Source organism: Psychroflexus curvus (genome assembly GCF_020164585.1).
GTDB classification, from domain to species: Bacteria; Bacteroidota; Bacteroidia; order Flavobacteriales; family Flavobacteriaceae; genus Psychroflexus; species Psychroflexus curvus.
The window spans coordinates 246,895-262,591 of the sequence record NZ_JAIQZF010000005.1; the positions used below are offsets into that span (position 1 = coordinate 246,895).

Annotated in this window: 14 protein-coding genes; 4 read left to right on the top strand and 10 right to left on the bottom strand. The window is 36.9% G+C overall.

Features of this window, described 5'->3' with window-relative positions; genetic code table 11:
- The first annotated feature begins 7 nt into the window (after window positions 1-7).
- On the top strand, window positions 8-700 hold the full coding sequence (locus tag LB450_RS09485) for a zinc metallopeptidase (protein WP_224487708.1): 693 nt from the start codon (window positions 8-10) through the stop codon (window positions 698-700).
- 125 nt (window positions 701-825) lie between these two features.
- Here LB450_RS09485 and LB450_RS09490 read toward each other — a convergent pair whose 3' ends face one another.
- The 3 genes from LB450_RS09490 to LB450_RS09500 form a co-directional block, all read right to left on the bottom strand.
- Window positions 826-2,358: a carbon-nitrogen hydrolase family protein gene (locus LB450_RS09490; protein ID WP_224487710.1), complete on the bottom strand. Its 1,533-nt coding sequence runs from the start codon at window positions 2,356-2,358 to the stop codon at window positions 826-828.
- A 193-nt stretch (window positions 2,359-2,551) separates the two neighbouring features.
- A complete protein-coding gene (locus LB450_RS09495) occupies window positions 2,552-3,520 on the bottom strand; it encodes a deoxyhypusine synthase family protein (RefSeq protein WP_224487713.1) in 969 nt (322 codons plus the stop codon).
- Window positions 3,521-3,624: 104 nt separating this feature from the next.
- The gene (locus LB450_RS09500; RefSeq protein WP_224487715.1) at window positions 3,625-3,978 is read right to left on the bottom strand and encodes a four helix bundle protein; all 354 of its coding nucleotides are present in this window, start codon (window positions 3,976-3,978) and stop codon (window positions 3,625-3,627) included.
- A gap of 119 nt (window positions 3,979-4,097) precedes the next feature.
- On the opposite strand from LB450_RS09500, the gene LB450_RS09505 reads away from it, so the two are divergent.
- Complete coding sequence (locus LB450_RS09505) at window positions 4,098-4,235, top strand: hypothetical protein (protein ID WP_224487717.1); 138 nt, start codon at window positions 4,098-4,100, stop codon at window positions 4,233-4,235.
- A gap of 25 nt (window positions 4,236-4,260) precedes the next feature.
- On the opposite strand, the gene speB is transcribed toward LB450_RS09505, so the two are convergent.
- The 6 genes from speB to LB450_RS09535 all read right to left on the bottom strand — a co-directional run bounded on the left by speB (window position 4,261) and on the right by LB450_RS09535 (window position 11,353).
- A complete protein-coding gene (speB, locus tag LB450_RS09510) occupies window positions 4,261-5,139 on the bottom strand; it encodes an agmatinase (RefSeq protein ID WP_224487719.1) in 879 nt (292 codons plus the stop codon).
- On the bottom strand, window positions 5,129-6,529 hold the full coding sequence (locus LB450_RS09515) for an arginine decarboxylase (RefSeq protein WP_224487721.1): 1,401 nt from the start codon (window positions 6,527-6,529) through the stop codon (window positions 5,129-5,131). The genes speB and LB450_RS09515 overlap by 11 nt, the downstream gene beginning before the upstream one ends.
- A gap of 244 nt (window positions 6,530-6,773) precedes the next feature.
- Entirely contained in the window at window positions 6,774-7,667 is an 894-nt protein-coding gene (locus tag LB450_RS09520) for an MORN repeat-containing protein (protein ID WP_224487723.1), read from the bottom strand.
- Between the two features lie 13 nt (window positions 7,668-7,680).
- A complete protein-coding gene (locus LB450_RS09525; protein ID WP_224487725.1) occupies window positions 7,681-8,502 on the bottom strand; it encodes a DUF2490 domain-containing protein in 822 nt (273 codons plus the stop codon).
- 5 nt (window positions 8,503-8,507) lie between these two features.
- Window positions 8,508-10,400, bottom strand: a complete 1,893-nt coding sequence (locus LB450_RS09530; RefSeq protein WP_224487727.1) for a hypothetical protein — start codon at window positions 10,398-10,400, stop codon at window positions 8,508-8,510.
- 134 nt (window positions 10,401-10,534) lie between these two features.
- Window positions 10,535-11,353 carry a pseudouridine synthase gene (locus LB450_RS09535; protein ID WP_224487729.1) on the bottom strand — a complete coding sequence of 273 codons (819 nt, stop codon included), beginning with the start codon at window positions 11,351-11,353 and terminating at the stop codon, window positions 10,535-10,537.
- Window positions 11,354-11,589: 236 nt separating this feature from the next.
- Between LB450_RS09535 and LB450_RS09540 the strand changes: the two genes are divergently transcribed.
- Window positions 11,590-12,111, top strand: coding sequence for a DUF4304 domain-containing protein (locus tag LB450_RS09540; RefSeq protein WP_224487731.1), 522 nt, complete (start codon window positions 11,590-11,592; stop codon window positions 12,109-12,111).
- A gap of 71 nt (window positions 12,112-12,182) precedes the next feature.
- A complete protein-coding gene (locus tag LB450_RS09545) occupies window positions 12,183-13,178 on the top strand; it encodes a DUF4837 family protein (protein ID WP_224487741.1) in 996 nt (331 codons plus the stop codon).
- A 71-nt stretch (window positions 13,179-13,249) separates the two neighbouring features.
- On the opposite strand, the gene LB450_RS09550 is transcribed toward LB450_RS09545, so the two are convergent.
- The gene (locus LB450_RS09550; RefSeq protein ID WP_224487743.1) at window positions 13,250-15,625 is read right to left on the bottom strand and encodes a TonB-dependent receptor; all 2,376 of its coding nucleotides are present in this window, start codon (window positions 15,623-15,625) and stop codon (window positions 13,250-13,252) included.
- Between the last annotated feature and the right edge of the window lie 72 nt (window positions 15,626-15,697).

Genomic DNA, 15,697 nt, shown 5'->3' on the forward strand with positions numbered 1-15,697 from the left:
AAAAACAATGTTAGGATATTATATTTTAATAGGTGCCATACTGCTTGTAAGTTGGTATGTAAGCAACAAACTGAAAAGTAAATTCAAAAAATACTCCAAAATTCAACTTCAGAATGGGATGAGTGGAGCAGAAATTGCCAGGAAGATGCTGGAACATCACCATATTTACGATGTTGAAGTTATTTCTACTTCAGGTAAACTCACAGACCACTACCATCCTACTAAGAAAACGGTAAACTTAAGTGAGAGCGTCTACAACCAGAGAAACGCTGCCGCTGCTGCAGTAGCTGCTCACGAAGTGGGGCATGCCGTACAACACGCTAAAGCTTATTCCTGGCTGGAAATGAGAAGTCAACTTGTCCCCATTGTAAGCGTTGTCTCCCAGTGGAGCCAGTGGGTTATTTTTGGCGGTCTTATTTTGATGACCATGGTCTCGGTAGGCGTTGGTCAGATGGTGCTTCTTGCTGGAATTATCATGTTCGGACTAGGCACACTCTTTAGTTTTATAACTCTGCCAGTAGAATATGACGCCAGCAACAGGGCTCTGGCCTGGATGAAAGATCACAATATCGTCAACCAGGAAGAGTACAAAATGTCTGAAGATTCTTTGAAGTGGGCCGCCAGGACCTATGTGGTGGCCGCTATAGGATCACTTGCAACTTTACTTTACTTCCTGAGTATTTATTTAGGCAGAGAATAATAGTCAAAAAAAATAATCAAAGGCGCTTTTGGAATCCAAAGAGCGCTTTTTTAATTTCTAACCACTCCTTACGAATCTTAGGAATTGAGGATTTATAAAATTCAGAAGGGAATAAAAAAATCAAGTTATTTCTTCCTTGTTAAAGAATACAAGTCATTTCGTATATCTTTCAAATTCTTCACACTTCCGAAACTATGAAGTTCCCGCAACGCCAGTAAATCCACATCGGCGATCAAAATCATTTCGGTATTGGGCGTGGTCTGAGCCTTTATGCCATCGCTAGGAAACGCGAAATCCGATGGGGTGAACACCGCGGACTGTGCATATTGAATATCCATATTGTGAACTTTTGGCAAATTACCAACACTTCCCGCAATAGCTACATAACATTCATTTTCTACAGCTCTCGCCTGTGCACAAAGTTTAACTCTCGAAAAACCATTTTGGGTATCGGTTAGAAAAGGGACAAACAAAATATCCATGCCTTCTTTGGCCAGGATTCTGGACAACTCCGGAAACTCCACATCGTAACAAATCAAAATCCCTATTTTACCGCAATCGGTATCAAATACTTTAAACTCGCTTCCGCGCTGCATCCCCCAGACTCTTGCTTCGTCTGGAGTCACATGAATTTTTTCGTAACGCTCTATGCTTCCATCGCGTTTACAGAGATAACCCACATTATACAACTTGTTGTCAATCAATTCTGGCATACTTCCAGAAATGATATTGATATTATAAGCAATGGACAGTTCTGCCATTTTATGTTTGACAGGCTCTGTATACTTCGCCAGTTCCCGTATCGCATCCGGCTCGCTGAGATGGTTGTATTTTGACATCAAAGGCGCATTAAAAAACTCAGGGAATAGAGCAAAATCCGAGCGGTAACCCGATAAAGATTCTACGAAAAATTCCACCTGATGCAACAATTCTTCCAGGCTGCTGTAAGAACGCATCTGCCACTGAACGAGACCCAGGCGAACTTCGCTTTTCTGGTTGGAGGGGGCTTTGCTTTCTTTTTCAAAATAAATATTATCCCACTGCATCAAGACCGCGTATTCTTTAGAATCCTTGTCACCATCCAGATAGTTGGACAAAATTCTAACCGGTCTAAAATCGTTGGATAATTGGAAGTTTAAGACGGGATCATTTATCTCCTTCGTCCTCACTTTTTGTATGTATTGCTTCGGACTTAACTCACTTGAAAATTTATGATAATTTGGAATTCTTCCACCAAACACAATTCCTTTTAAATTCAACTGCTCGGTTAACTCTTTTCTATAATCATATAGTCGTCTGCCCAATTTTAAGCCCCTGTATTCTTTCCTGACGATGACATCAATACCATAAAGCATGTCGCCATCCTCCGTGTGATTTTTAAACTTCACGTCCCCCGCAATATCATCGTAGGTATGCTGATTGGATAATTTATTATAGTCCACGATGATGGAAAAAGCGCAACCTGCCAGGTCACCGTTCACCAGAATCACCACTTGCCCTTCAGGAAAAATATCTATCAGACTCCTCAACTCATCTTTGCGCCAATACGCATCTGCAACGTCACCATAAATTTCAATAAACACCTCTTTAAGGACTTCAAAATCCTTTAGCGAAAGGTATTTTAATTCAATTTGTTCAATTTTTGGGGAATTATCCATAGTAGGGTAAAATAAATTTAATTTTTAGCTTGATAGTAAGCAGTAGTTATTTCAGAACTGAGTTTTCTTCGGATATTAATACGAGTAAGCTTTGTGAGTTTTTAGACATCCAACTTCCAGAATTCACATTCACTCGAATCAGCGTCCAAAGTGAAGATGAATTCTGAAAGTTTTTTCGTCTGTTTCAACCTAATTACATTTCCAGAAGGTAAGCAAAGATAAGGGGAGCAACTATAGTTGCATCGCTTTCTATGATAAATTTAGGGGTATCTATGTCTAGTTTACCCCAGGTAATTTTCTCGTTAGGAACCGCCCCGGAGTAAGAACCATAACTTGTAGTAGAATCAGAAATCTGGCAGAAATAATTCCAGAAGGGGGTGTCGGTTCGTTCCATATCCTGGTAAAGCATCGGTACTACACAAATTGGAAAATCACCGGCTATACCTCCGCCTATCTGGAAAAAGCCAATGCCCTCCTTCGAGTTATCGGTGTACCAGTCTGCCAAAAAGGTCATGTACTCAATACCCGATTTTACGGTAGAGGCTTTCAGCTCTCCTTTCATCACATAACTGGCAAAAATATTTCCCATCGTACTGTCTTCCCATCCCGGAACAACGATAGGTAAGTTTTTCTCTGCAGCGGCATACATCCAGGAATCCTTCAGGTCGATTTCATAATACTCTTCCAAAACTCCAGACAGCAATAGTTTGTACATGTATTCATGTGGAAAATAACGCTCGCCTTTGGCTTCCGCATCTTTCCAGATCTTCACTATGTGTTTCTGCAAACGTCTAAATGCTTCTTCTTCCGGAATACAGGTGTCAGTAACTCGGTTAAGTCCTTTTTCCAATAATTTCCATTCGTCTTGTGGTGTTAAATCCCGGTATTCCGGTACGCGTTTATAATGAGAATGCGCTACCAAATTCATGACATCTTCCTCCAGATTAGCGCCTGTACAGGACACAATATGAACTTTATCCTGACGAATAATTTCTGCAAAAATCTTACCCAGCTCGGCAGTACTCATGGCTCCTGCAAGGGATACCAGCATTTTGGAACCGCCTTCCAGTTGCTTCTCGTAAGCCTTGGCCGCATCGACCAGACTCGCTGCGTTAAAGTGTAAGTAATAGTTTTCTATAAAGTCTGAAATGGGTTTACTCATGGTTTTTTTTATTTAAAATCTAAGAATACTTTATAGAAAAAAGAACAAGGAAAAAAGACTTATTCGAACTAGCCTTATGTATTCTAGGATTAATTTATTTTTGATTAAAGTTGATTTTGAGAAGCTGATGCCTTTCTTTGAAAATGTTCAATTTTGGCCTCTATAGCTTCAAATTCTATTTCTGTAATATATAATTTATGTTTTGCGATAATTAACTGAGTGATGAGTTCAAACGAAGAACCAATTGAGATATTAATGAAGTGCTTAAAGCTTTTTTGACTTCTTGCGGAGCCTTCAGCTATATGACTTGGTATAGAAATAGAACAGCGATTAATTTGATCGGACAGCGCAAATCTTTCAACATCAGGAAACTCCTTTATGATATCCGATACATCAAAGGTGATCTCAAGACCTAACTTCCAAATATTTAAATTCTTATAGTTATGCCTTTTAGCCATTAGAAATATTGTTTTGAATTAAGCTCTATTCTCCTTGCTCTTTTCCCTATTCTCTATTCTCTTTGTTCTTTTCTCTATTCTCTTTGTTCTATTTTCTTTTCTCTCTGTTCCTTACTTCTATGCTTGTCGTTTTTGCTTTTGATTCTATGGCTGCTATTGATTCTATGGTTTCTATGGTAGCTATGGTTTCTATGGTTTCTATGGTAGCTATGGATAAAGTAAACTTTTGTGTGTTATACCTTGTATCTAAAATCTAATATCTAAAGTCTATTATCTATAAATCTAATCTTCCTCCTCCTCTTCAGAAGCATTTTCATATTTGAATTTATAGCTCAGCATTTTGTAATACAGCTTAGCTGCGAGGAAATCTGAAGATTTATCCACTTCGTTTGGACAAAGTTCCACGATATCAAAACCGACTACATTTTTCTTTTTAAAGATTTCCTTCAAAAATTCTAAGGTCTCATACCAAAACAAACCTCCGGGCTCTGGTGTTCCGGTAGAAGGCAAAATAGAAGGATCGAACGCATCAAGATCGATGGTAATAAAGACATTTGGCGTCATTTGTCCAACAGCATCATCCGACCAGTCTTCGTAAAGGTCGTGAGCAAAATACACGCGGTTTTCATCCATATGTTCTACTTCAGACTCATCCATAGAACGAATACCTATCTGAATTAGATTTCCCTTTTTACTGGCTTCGTGTACCGCACAGGCATGGTTGCAGGCACTTCCTTCGTAAGAAGGCCTTAAGTCTGCATGTGCGTCAATTTGAACAACAGTCAGTTCCGGGAAATGCTCATGAAAAGCTCTTATAGTTCCTATGGAAACAGAGTGTTCACCACCAAAAATAGTTACAAACTTATCCTGATTGATGTAGTTTTTGGTCGTTTTATGAACGGCTTCTACCATCTTTTCTGGTGAAGAGTTTTCCGATACCGGAGGTGCCAGATAGATACCCTTTTTGTAAACTTCTGTTCGGGTTTCTATGTCGTACAACTCCATGTTTTCTGAAGCTTCCAGGAAAGCCTGCGGCCCTTTGTCTGCTCCTTTTTGCCAAGAACTTGTTCCGTCATAAGGAACTGGAATTAAAACGACTTTCGCTTCGTCGATACGTGCGTACTTGTCTGGAATTCCTGCGTAATTTGTCTTAGATGCCATGATAACCTAAAATTTTGAGTAAATCTTCACTTTTTTGTTGTTCGCTAAATAGTTCCGTCGACAAACTTCCGTCGTCGTTTTTTTGTATTAAAATATGTTTGGGACTTGGGATTAAACAGTGCTGCAAACCACCAAAACCTCCTATGGTTTCCTGATAGGCGCCAGTGTTGAAAAAGCCCACATAGAGCGGATCTTCCCTCTCGTATTTAGGAAGGTAAATCGCATTCATATGCTGTTCAGAATTGTAATAATCGTCGCTATCGCAGGTCAATCCCCCAAGCAAAACACGCTCGTATCTGTCCTGCCACCTATTGACGGCCAGCATGATAAATCGTTTGCTAATTGCCCAGGAATCTGGTAAAGTCGTGATAAATGACGAGTTGATCATATTCCATTTTTCACGATCGTTTTGTTGCTTCTGGTACAAGACTTCATAAATAGCTCCACCACTTTCACCAACAGTAAAACTGCCAAATTCAGTGAAAATATGAGGAACAGGAACGTCTTCTTCTTCGCAGGTCAACTTGACTTGATTGATGATTTCATCGATCATGTATTGGTAATCATACTCAAAAGCCAAAGAGTTTTTGATAGGAAAACCTCCACCAATATTAAGACTATCCAGACTAGGGCAAACTTTTTTCAAACGCGTATATACACGCAAACACTTTTGCAGCTCATTCCAATAGTAAGCATTATCCCTAATACCTGTATTGATAAAAAAGTGAAGCATTTTCAGCTCAAGCTGGTCGTTAGTTTTGATTTGATCTTCGTAAAACGGAACGATATTTTTATAACCTATCCCTAACCTGGAGGTATAAAATTCGAATTTGGGTTCTTCTTCAGAGGCAATTCTGATTCCAATTTTGAAATCCCTATCGATATCTTTGGTGAGCAAGTCGATCTCCTCATAATTATCGATAACGGGAATACAGTTATGCTGTCCGCCATTAATGAGCTTAGCGATATTTGAAACGTATTGATCCCTTTTAAAGCCATTGCAAATCACAAAAGTGTCTTTCGTGATTTTTCCTTTTTCTTTTAAACTATTTACAATATCAATATCGAAAGCAGAAGAGGTCTCTATGTGAATATTGTTCTTTAAAGCTTCATCCAAAACATGTTTGAAATGAGAGCTTTTTGTACAATAGCAATAATTGTATGTCCCCTTATAATCATGCTTTTCTATAGCGTTTTGAAACCACTTTTGAGCACGAAGAATATTTTCGGAAATTTTGGGTAGATATGTGAATTTTAAAGGGGTTCCATAGTTCTCTACAAGTTCCATCAAGTTGATATTATGAAACTTGAGTTCATCTTCATGTAAAGTAAATTCATCTTGAGGGAAATCATAGGTTTGACTTATTAAGTCAATGTACTTCGTGTTCATTTATAACTAGTTATTAGTTTTAAAGTTAAGTAAAAAATATATGTTTTATGAAAGAATGACAACCTTAGTATAGTTTATAGGTGGTGTTGGAAGAATTGAATCCTGATTTTCTGAATAAAACTTCATAATCGAAGTTGAGAGTTTAGGTTTAATTTCATTACAAATGAAACTTATTTTGATAGAATTAAAAAGCCTTAAAATGTTAAATTTTAAAGCTTTGGATTTAGTTACAATTGCAAAGTTATTATTGAATAGGTTTGTCTTTTTCCCAATCTCCTTCAAAACTTACATTTCCATCAATATCGTATAAAATACCTGAACCGCTTCTCAATCCATTTTTGAAACCTCCCACATATTCCTGACCCTTAGGATAATGAAAAGTTCCTTCTCCAGTTCGTTCTCCCATGACAAAATCGCCTTCGTACTTTGCTCCATCAGCCCATTGAAATTCTCCTTCTCCGTGTGGTTTATTTTCCTTCCATTCGCCTCTATATATAGAGCCATTTGCCCAAACACCTACTCCACTTCCTGTTGCAGTATTATTTTCTGTTTCACCGATATAATGGATTAAAATATTTTTATCAGATTTGAAACTTATGACTTTTAAGGTCTCTTTACGGTTGAGCTGTCTTGTCTTAATATTCAATTCATTTTCAAGACTATCAGTTCTACTCTCGAGCTCATGAAGTGAAAACCTCAAATTTTGTTGCAGTGAATCCAACCGACTCGTAATAGAATCCTTGGCCTCTAACATAGTGCTAAGCTCGGTTCTCAAATTGATTTTTGCAAAATCATCGTCATTTTCAGAACTTATGATCTCTTCCAGACGTTGTATCCTTTGATTTACTTTTCGTTTTAACTCCTGATTTGAAATTTCAAAACTTCTGTATCGCCTCAAGGCTTGTTTTGGTTGCTTTTCTAACATCCAAACCTCATCTGCTTTAATTATTTCCTGAAGAACAGAAAAGTCAGATTCTAATTTTGAATAAGCCGAAGCAGGTATAGTTTCACTTCCTCGGTACGCTTCAAGTTTTGAATCAGTATAATAAATTATGGCAAGAAAACCCAAATTCACTGCAAAGGAGATAATGAATAAGATCTTAAATCGATTTTTATTGTTTTTGTCTTTTGAGCTCATACTTAAATATTAATTAGTCGTAGAATCTGGTTTCTGGTATCTTATCATCAAACGCTCTCAAATCCAAATTGATATAAATATTAAATTTGAACACCCATCGCTGTCTGTAAAATCCTCCGTATTCTCCAGACTGTCCAAAACTGTACATCATATTTGCAGAATAACTCGTGCGTGGTGAGGCTATATACCCAATCCCAGGATACAACCTTAGGTCTTCCAATGGATTATCTACTATCGCCTTACCACTTTGCATAATCAGCTCTACATCTGGGTTAAAATATATAGTCCCTGGTTGTAATTTAGGTTTGTTGAGCGGAATCTTCATCATAAATTTATAACGCCACCTGTTTCCAAAAACATAGTCTGATCCCTTTTTAAACTTTTTCTTCCATCGGTGTTCGATTCTAATACGGTGATAAACTCTAAATCGATCAAAAGGCATCATCAACTGATATTCGTGCCAAATTCGAGGTTCTAGTCTGATTTTTTCATATGCATCACCACTTTGATCACCAAAATCAATTCGCAAAACCCCTCCTGCGGTGAACTTAAAATTTTTGGTAGGAATATATTGAATACCGTGTCTGTTATAAACTTGAGCCACATCTCCTATAAAATTCCTGGACTCGTTTTCTCGCATTCTATAATGAAGTTCTGCGTGCCAGAACCACTTATCACTAAGTCGAAAAGTGCCATAACTATTAATCCAAGTAAGGGTTTCAGGTTCATTAAAAACAGATTGATCTGGATGGGTAGCAGTACCCTCTTGACCAAAAACGGCAGTAACAACAAAAACAAAGAATAAAGTGACTCCAATTGTCCCTCTTAACATCATATACATTAATATTTCAACTTCAATTCTAAAACAGACAATATAGCTTCAGGATTTTTTTCTCTTCTTAATTCCTTTTCCTCTTGCTTTGTATCGCGTTTGCTCAATTCCAACATTTTCTGATAGACCATATTTATATCCTCCATGGCAAAATCAACAGACTCACATGTAAAATCATCACTGAGTTTTTTAAACAAATAAGGCTTTAAACTTTCATCAAAGGCTTCGTAGATATTTTCCTTAATTCTTTCGGACATGTCCACCATCATGTAAGGATTGAAGGTTATCTTCGTGTATGCAACATCCAATCTTTCGTTTTTGGATTTCAAATCTTTTAGAAAAATATAGAAGTCTATTAACTCGTCATAGCAATTGAGCAAACCCTTAATTCTATTTTTCTTCTCATCAATTTTCAGTCCTCCATAGGTGTTAAAGCTATCCTCTGTGAGTTTCAAAACCAGTTCAGAATACCTTTCGTGATAGTTATTAAAATCATTTTCTTTAGATTCTGTATTGAATAAACTTTCGATTTTGTCCTTCTTTTCTACAAGTCTTTTTTCATCATTGGAAAGCGATTTTTCAATTTCCATCGCCTTAAAAATTGTTTTGGCATCGCCATATAAAGCGTCAACGTCTTCCCTTATCCTCTTGATCAAAGAATTCGCTTGACCCAAGTCGAAGTTGTTACGTTCTGGAACTTTTGGAAATTCATGAGATTTAGTGACCAATTCTGACTGAAATTCATAAGTCACTTCAATTGGCAAACGGAGTTTAGGCCAGATTTTCCCGTAAATTTCATCTCTGTTTACAAACTCAAAAGCATCTGAAGTGATGACCTCTACCATTCTTTTGAGTTGGTTCAATTCATTTTTATAAATATTAAAAATGAGTTCAACTTCATTCAGTTTCTCGTAAGCAGGCTTGCCAATTTCAACCTTAGGATTGTCTGAAAATTCATTCAAAATAGATTGGATCGCTTCAAAATTTTCAGCAGTTTCTTTTATCTGTTGCTTTTCTTCTGTGGTAAACTCAAACTTTTTAACCCTAAATTTCCCAAGTCCCAAAGGACTACTTCCTCTTAAGCTGTTCCAAATATCAAATCCAGAGTTATGAGAAAAGGCAAGTACACTGTTTTTTATAAACTCATTACCTTTTTGATGAGAGTCATTAATCGAAACGTTTATTGAGGATGAAACAGATTGTTTTATATCTAAGTCTACAAGATTAAGAATTTTAAAGTATCCCTCTTCCAAAGAATAATCTTCCCACTGGCCTTCATCTCTCGACTCAGATGTATCAAAGCCCGAGTAAGAAATATCAAAGGTCTTATCATCAATTACAATTTTATAGGTTTTGAGAATACCTGCTTCGTAAGTTCTAATTTCTTGAATAAACTTATCTTCGGTTTGATGATTAATTTCCCAATCTCCTTGAAAATAGCCATCTGCGTTAAAATAACCTTGAATGCTTATAGACTTTGATCTGGATTTAAAAAGCCCTATCAACCTATTATCTTTGAAAGTAGATTCAATAAAAAAGAGCGTATCTTGAACTTCCGAAGTTATAAAATCTTGCTTGACCGCTTCCCAATTTCCAACTGCTTTACCATCTTGAAATTTCCCTGAGATCCTATTCTCATTTCCTGTGGCAGGCTTTACAATCCTAAAACCAGATACAAACTTCTGGTCTTCTTCTTTCATTTTTTTATCAGAAAAGACCCAGTTTCCGGATTTCTGATTAGAGGAAAATTCGCCTTCATAAGTAGTCACCTCATAATCGAAGCTTTTTAATTGGGAAGACTGTAAAGATTGAAAAAAGAATTTACCATCATAAATATCTACACCTTTGGATACAGCGTATTCATACTCTACAAGTCCAGAAGTACTCTCATTTATTTTCAAAGAATCTTTCTTAACTTTTCTTTGCTGTGCAAGCGCTACAGTTGAATAAGTTAAAATAAAAATTAAGAGAGCCCTACTCAAAAACAAGTAGAAATTAAAAAAATAATGTCTTTTTGTTTTATCCATAAATATCTTTAAACCATTCCTAAATTGATGACTTCCTGCTTTGTAAGGATGCGGTAATGTCCTCTCGGAACATTTTTCTTGTCAAGATTAGCATATACCACGCGATCCAGCTTTTCAATTTCGTAACCTAGCTTTTTAAATATACGTTGTACGATATGAGCACGCTGACTTCTCAGCTCCAGTCCGATGATGTTTTTCGGTCTGTTATCTACGTAAGAAGCTTCCTCTATCTTCACCTTAGAACCCTCTATAAACGGACCGTCCTTAATGACTTCCAGATCCTGTTCTCTTAGGGGCTTGGTTAATTCTACCTGATAAATTTGACGAACACCATTTTTATGTCCGGACAACTTTTTGGCCAGAGTTCCATCATTCGTAAACAGAATCAATCCCATGGCACTCGTATCTAGTTTACCAACTGGAGCCAATTTAGATTTAGATGCATTCTGCACCAAATCCATAGCGGTTAATTTGCCTTTTTCATAGCTTCCTGTCACATAAAATCCTTTGGGCTTGTTTAAAAGCACATAGGATTTTGGCTCAGGATTAATTAATCTACCATCAAATTTAACCTCATCGTCCAATTTCACCTGATGCCCCATTTCAATAACAACCTTGCCATTTACGGTAACATTTCCAGATTTTATGTAGATGTCTGCATCTCTTCTGGAACACACACCAGAATTGGCGATGTATTTATTGAGACGCATGCCTGCATTTGGATTTTTTATCTGCTTATCTACTTTAGATTGAGCAACTTCCTTTTTACTGAATTTATTTTTAGAATCCTTTTTACTTGAGTCTTTATGTTTTTTCGGGTCTTTCATTTTCAAAATTTGCGCAAAGATACTGTTTTTAAAGCAGTTGGAAATGAAAATTTTAAAAGTCGTGTATTATGATATGAAGAAACAATTTTAGTGTAGGGTGAAAATTATCTATGCTATTCTAAATCAAAAAAAAGAAACTGAAAAATATACGGTTTTACCGCACCAGGTTTACGGCTGAACCGTAAATAAAAACTAAAGAAGGGGTGTACTTTTGAATAAGTCAAAATCTCTTAATTATGAAAGCAATAGAATTATTACAAAAAATGGAAAACCAAGTCTTAAAACCTCTTATGCTGAAGAATAATTTTCAAAATGACGGAGAGATTTGGTGGAAATCTACAGAGGACTTTTCCTTGGTACTTACTCTGCAGAAGTACTGGTGGTCAACAGAAGATAAGATAGATTTCAGAATTAACCTTGGTCTTATGATCCCTCCTATAAAAGAATCTAATAAAAAACGACCTGAAATCACAGAATTAGCTGTTTGCGTTTCTCAGGACTGTTATCTCCCGGAAGACATCCAGTTTCATAAATTCAAAAACAGCATAGGTTATTGTATAAAAAATGAAGATGACATGGAAGAGTTCTTAACCGTAGTACAACGCGATTTTGAAAAATACATTATCCCTCAATTTGTTAAACAACAAACCCTGGAGGATTGTGTAGAATTTTATAAAGACGTCCCTTTCTGGAATCAAAGATTAGATAGGTTTATTCAGGAACACAAGTTTAAACTTATGAATAATTTAGCGAGTTAGACCATTTATAAATTAGAATTGTATTTTTGGAACAATATTGGATACAGGTTATTCAACTTAAAACATCAAACATGCAATCACCTTTACGCTTCTTAAACAGATTTGGCATAGCGACACTTTTGTTATTGTTTATCGCCTCCTGCGTTGACACAAGTAATACCGGATACAAAGCGGAGTCTTCTGGAAACCTCAACCGGCTCAATGTAGTCATTACAAATGAACAGTGGCAGGATTCTGTTGGCGAACATATACGAGATATTTTCGCAGCAGACGCTTTAGGTCTTCCGCAACAAGAACCAAAATATGCTCTAAATCAAATCCCTCCTTCAGCTTTTAACGGCTTTGCAAGAAAAAACAGAACCTTTTTGAAAATTGAAAACTCTAAACTTACCGGACATCAAATTCTTTTAGATTCTTTTGCAGAACCACAGTTAGGTATTGCTATAACAGGTCCAAATCCAAAATCAATTATTACAGAGTTAGAAGAAAACAAAGAAAAATTCCTGGACCTACTCGAAAAAACTGAGATCGATGAGAAAAGGAGACGCATGAAAAAGTCTCCAAACAAAGTTGATGTTCTCAAAAAATCACTGGGCATTAGTATGCTGTTTCCTTCTGCCTATCGCTACGCTAAGCAAGAAGAAGATTTCTTCTGGATGCGTAAAGACATCAAAAACGGGAGCATGGAATTATTAGCTTACGAAGTTCCCGTATCTACTATTGAAAAAAATGGTGACATTATAGCCAATGTAGTCAAAATGAGAGATTCTGTAGGAGCGAAATATATACCTGGCCCAAAGGAAGACACACACATGATTACAGAAGAAGCTTATGCTCCTTATTTATTCGAAACTGAAATTGACGGCAAATTTACTTACGAGGTCAAAGGAACCTGGGAAGTAAAAGACTTTTTTATGGCTGGTCCTTTCGTCACCTACGCTATAAAGGATGATAAAAACGACCGTTATGTAATTCTTGAAGGTTTTGTCTTCAAACCTTCTTCTTCTAAAAGATTGCAAATGTTTGAAATTGAAGCTATCTTAAAATCAGCTGAATTTATAGATTAATTCCTGAATTTATAATAAAAAAAAAAGACCTCTTGATCGAGGTCTTTTTTTGTCTGGTTAAACTCATTTTGCTAAAACTTAAAAGTAACCCCTGCCAGAAAGTTAATACCTGCCTGAGGATAAAAGCCAGCACCTTCAATAGTTTCAGTTTGCCCTGCTTGATTTTGCATATCAAAAAAATAAAAGTAACCATTAGACTCGTACTTCACATCAAAAACATTGTTGATGAGTCCAGAAAACATAACTGATTTAAATAAGGGTGGATTTTTCCATTCGTAGACAATATTGATATCATTGGTGAAAAAACTATCCAGCAAAGACACCTCACTATCTATATTCCCCATGTACTGTTCTCCAACATATTTAGAAATCAAATTCACCTGAAAGGCTTCACTTGGATGAAAAATGAGCTGATTGGCAGCAATAATTTCTGGTGAAAAAGAAATATTGGTATTTCCAAGATTACGTATTTCACCATCTAAATTGGCTTTGAAATCGATGTTTTTATTTCTGCTCAAAGTCAAATTAGGACGAGTTGAAAACAAACTACTGATTTTAATGTCAGCATCAATTTCTAAACCTACTCTATAACTTTCACCACTGGTTTCTCTTATAGGCGCCCCTACATCATCCAATGCACCTGTGAGTACCATTTGGTCTTTGTAGTACATATAATAGAGGTTTGTGTTGATGGTAGAGTTCCCCAGAGCTAATCTCCACCCCAATTCAAAATCATCTAAAATTTCCGGATTAGTAATCCCATTTTCAAAATCTCTTCGTCGTGGTTCTCGCTGAGCTTTACCGTAAGATCCATACAATTGATTTTCTTCATTGAGCTGATACGTCATCCCAGCTTTAGGATTGAAAAAGTTATAATTTTCATCCACCAGGAGATTGACTTTATCTGAAGTTAATCCGCTGGTTTCGTAATTTACAAACCGACCTTGAACATCGCCAAAAACGCTGAGCTCATCATTAAGACGCCAGGTGACTTTACTAAAAGCTGTAAATTCTTTCTTTGTACCGTTTCCGAAGTAATAGTTATCTCTAATTTCAGAATCTCCTGCAAACCTTGACCAAATCACTTCTCCAAAATGATCGTTGGTGTAATAGCTGTAAAACAAGCCAGAAGTGAAATCAAACTGACTATCGCTATAATTTAGAGTTCCATTGACTACATAATAATCGTTATCCAGCCAGCGTCTTCTTATCAAATCTGAATTTTCTATGGTTTCATTTCCTATGGAAACTGCACCGATGTCATGAAAAACCAGATCTGCCTCTTCTTTGTATTGTTCAAAATAGCCCCGACCGTAAGTGTAATTTAAACTCAGGTTAGTGGACCAATTCTGATTTAGCCTTTGGTTCCAATGCAGCTGATAGTGATTCTGCTTGTAGTTATCAACTTCGTTAGCATAAAATTGAGTAGTGCCATTTTCATCGGTATAAATTCCAGAGGGGTTGAAGGTCCTGTCGGTTGCTAAAGTTTCTCTGTCTACACCATACCATGCTTGATAAGTGATATTATTACCACCAAAACTTAATGCTTTTATAAATGTCCCGCCATATTTAAAGGTTCCTTGCAGAAAATAAGATTTTAAATCTGAAAAGGCTCTGTCGATGTAGCCATCAGACTTGATTTGAGATAAACGGCCGGAAAAGGTAAACTTATCTTCCAAAAGCCCGGTTCCAAATTCTACGGTATGTCGCCTGGTATTGAAAGAGCCAAACGAGTTGCTCAACTCCGCACTTGGTTCGTCATTTTTAGCTTCAGTAAGGATGTTCAAACTCGCTCCAAAAGCACCGGAGCCATTAGTAGACGTTCCTACACCTCTTTGTAACTGTAAGTTTTCTGTTGACGAAGCAAAATCTGGTAAATTCACCCAGAAAGTGCCCTGGCTTTCCTGGTCGTTGTAAGGAATTCCGTTTAAGGTCACATTTACCCGAGAGGCGTCACTCCCTCTTACCCTAATGGAGGTATAACCAATTCCATTCCCGGCATCTGTGGTAGAAACTACAGAAGGTAACACATTCAGCAAAACAGGAATATCCTGGCCAAGGTTTCGCTCTTCAATCTCTTCCTTACTGAAGTTGGAGTGGGTAATTGGAGAGTCGGCATTCACTCGAAAGGCCTGAACTAAAACTTCATCCAAAGCCTCTTCGGCATTGGACATATCCACATTTAAAGTTTGGTCAGAATCTACACTAACCTTAAACTCTCTTCGGTTACCAAAAGTAAACACAAACGTATAGGTTCCTGGAGAAACCTCAAGTTCATAGTGCCCATTTTCATCTGTAACGGTTCCAAGATTGCTGGCTTTTGTAAAAACACTCACGCCTGGGAGTGATTTGCCATTGTCGGTTACTTTTCCTTCTACCGTGTAAGTTTGTGAGAAGGATTGCCATCCCCAAAGGATAGCGCATAGTAGAAATAATTTGGTTTTCATTCGTAAAATGATTTACGAATAAAAGGGGCAATTATTCAAAGTTAAACATAAAAAAACCTGATGACCGCTCTG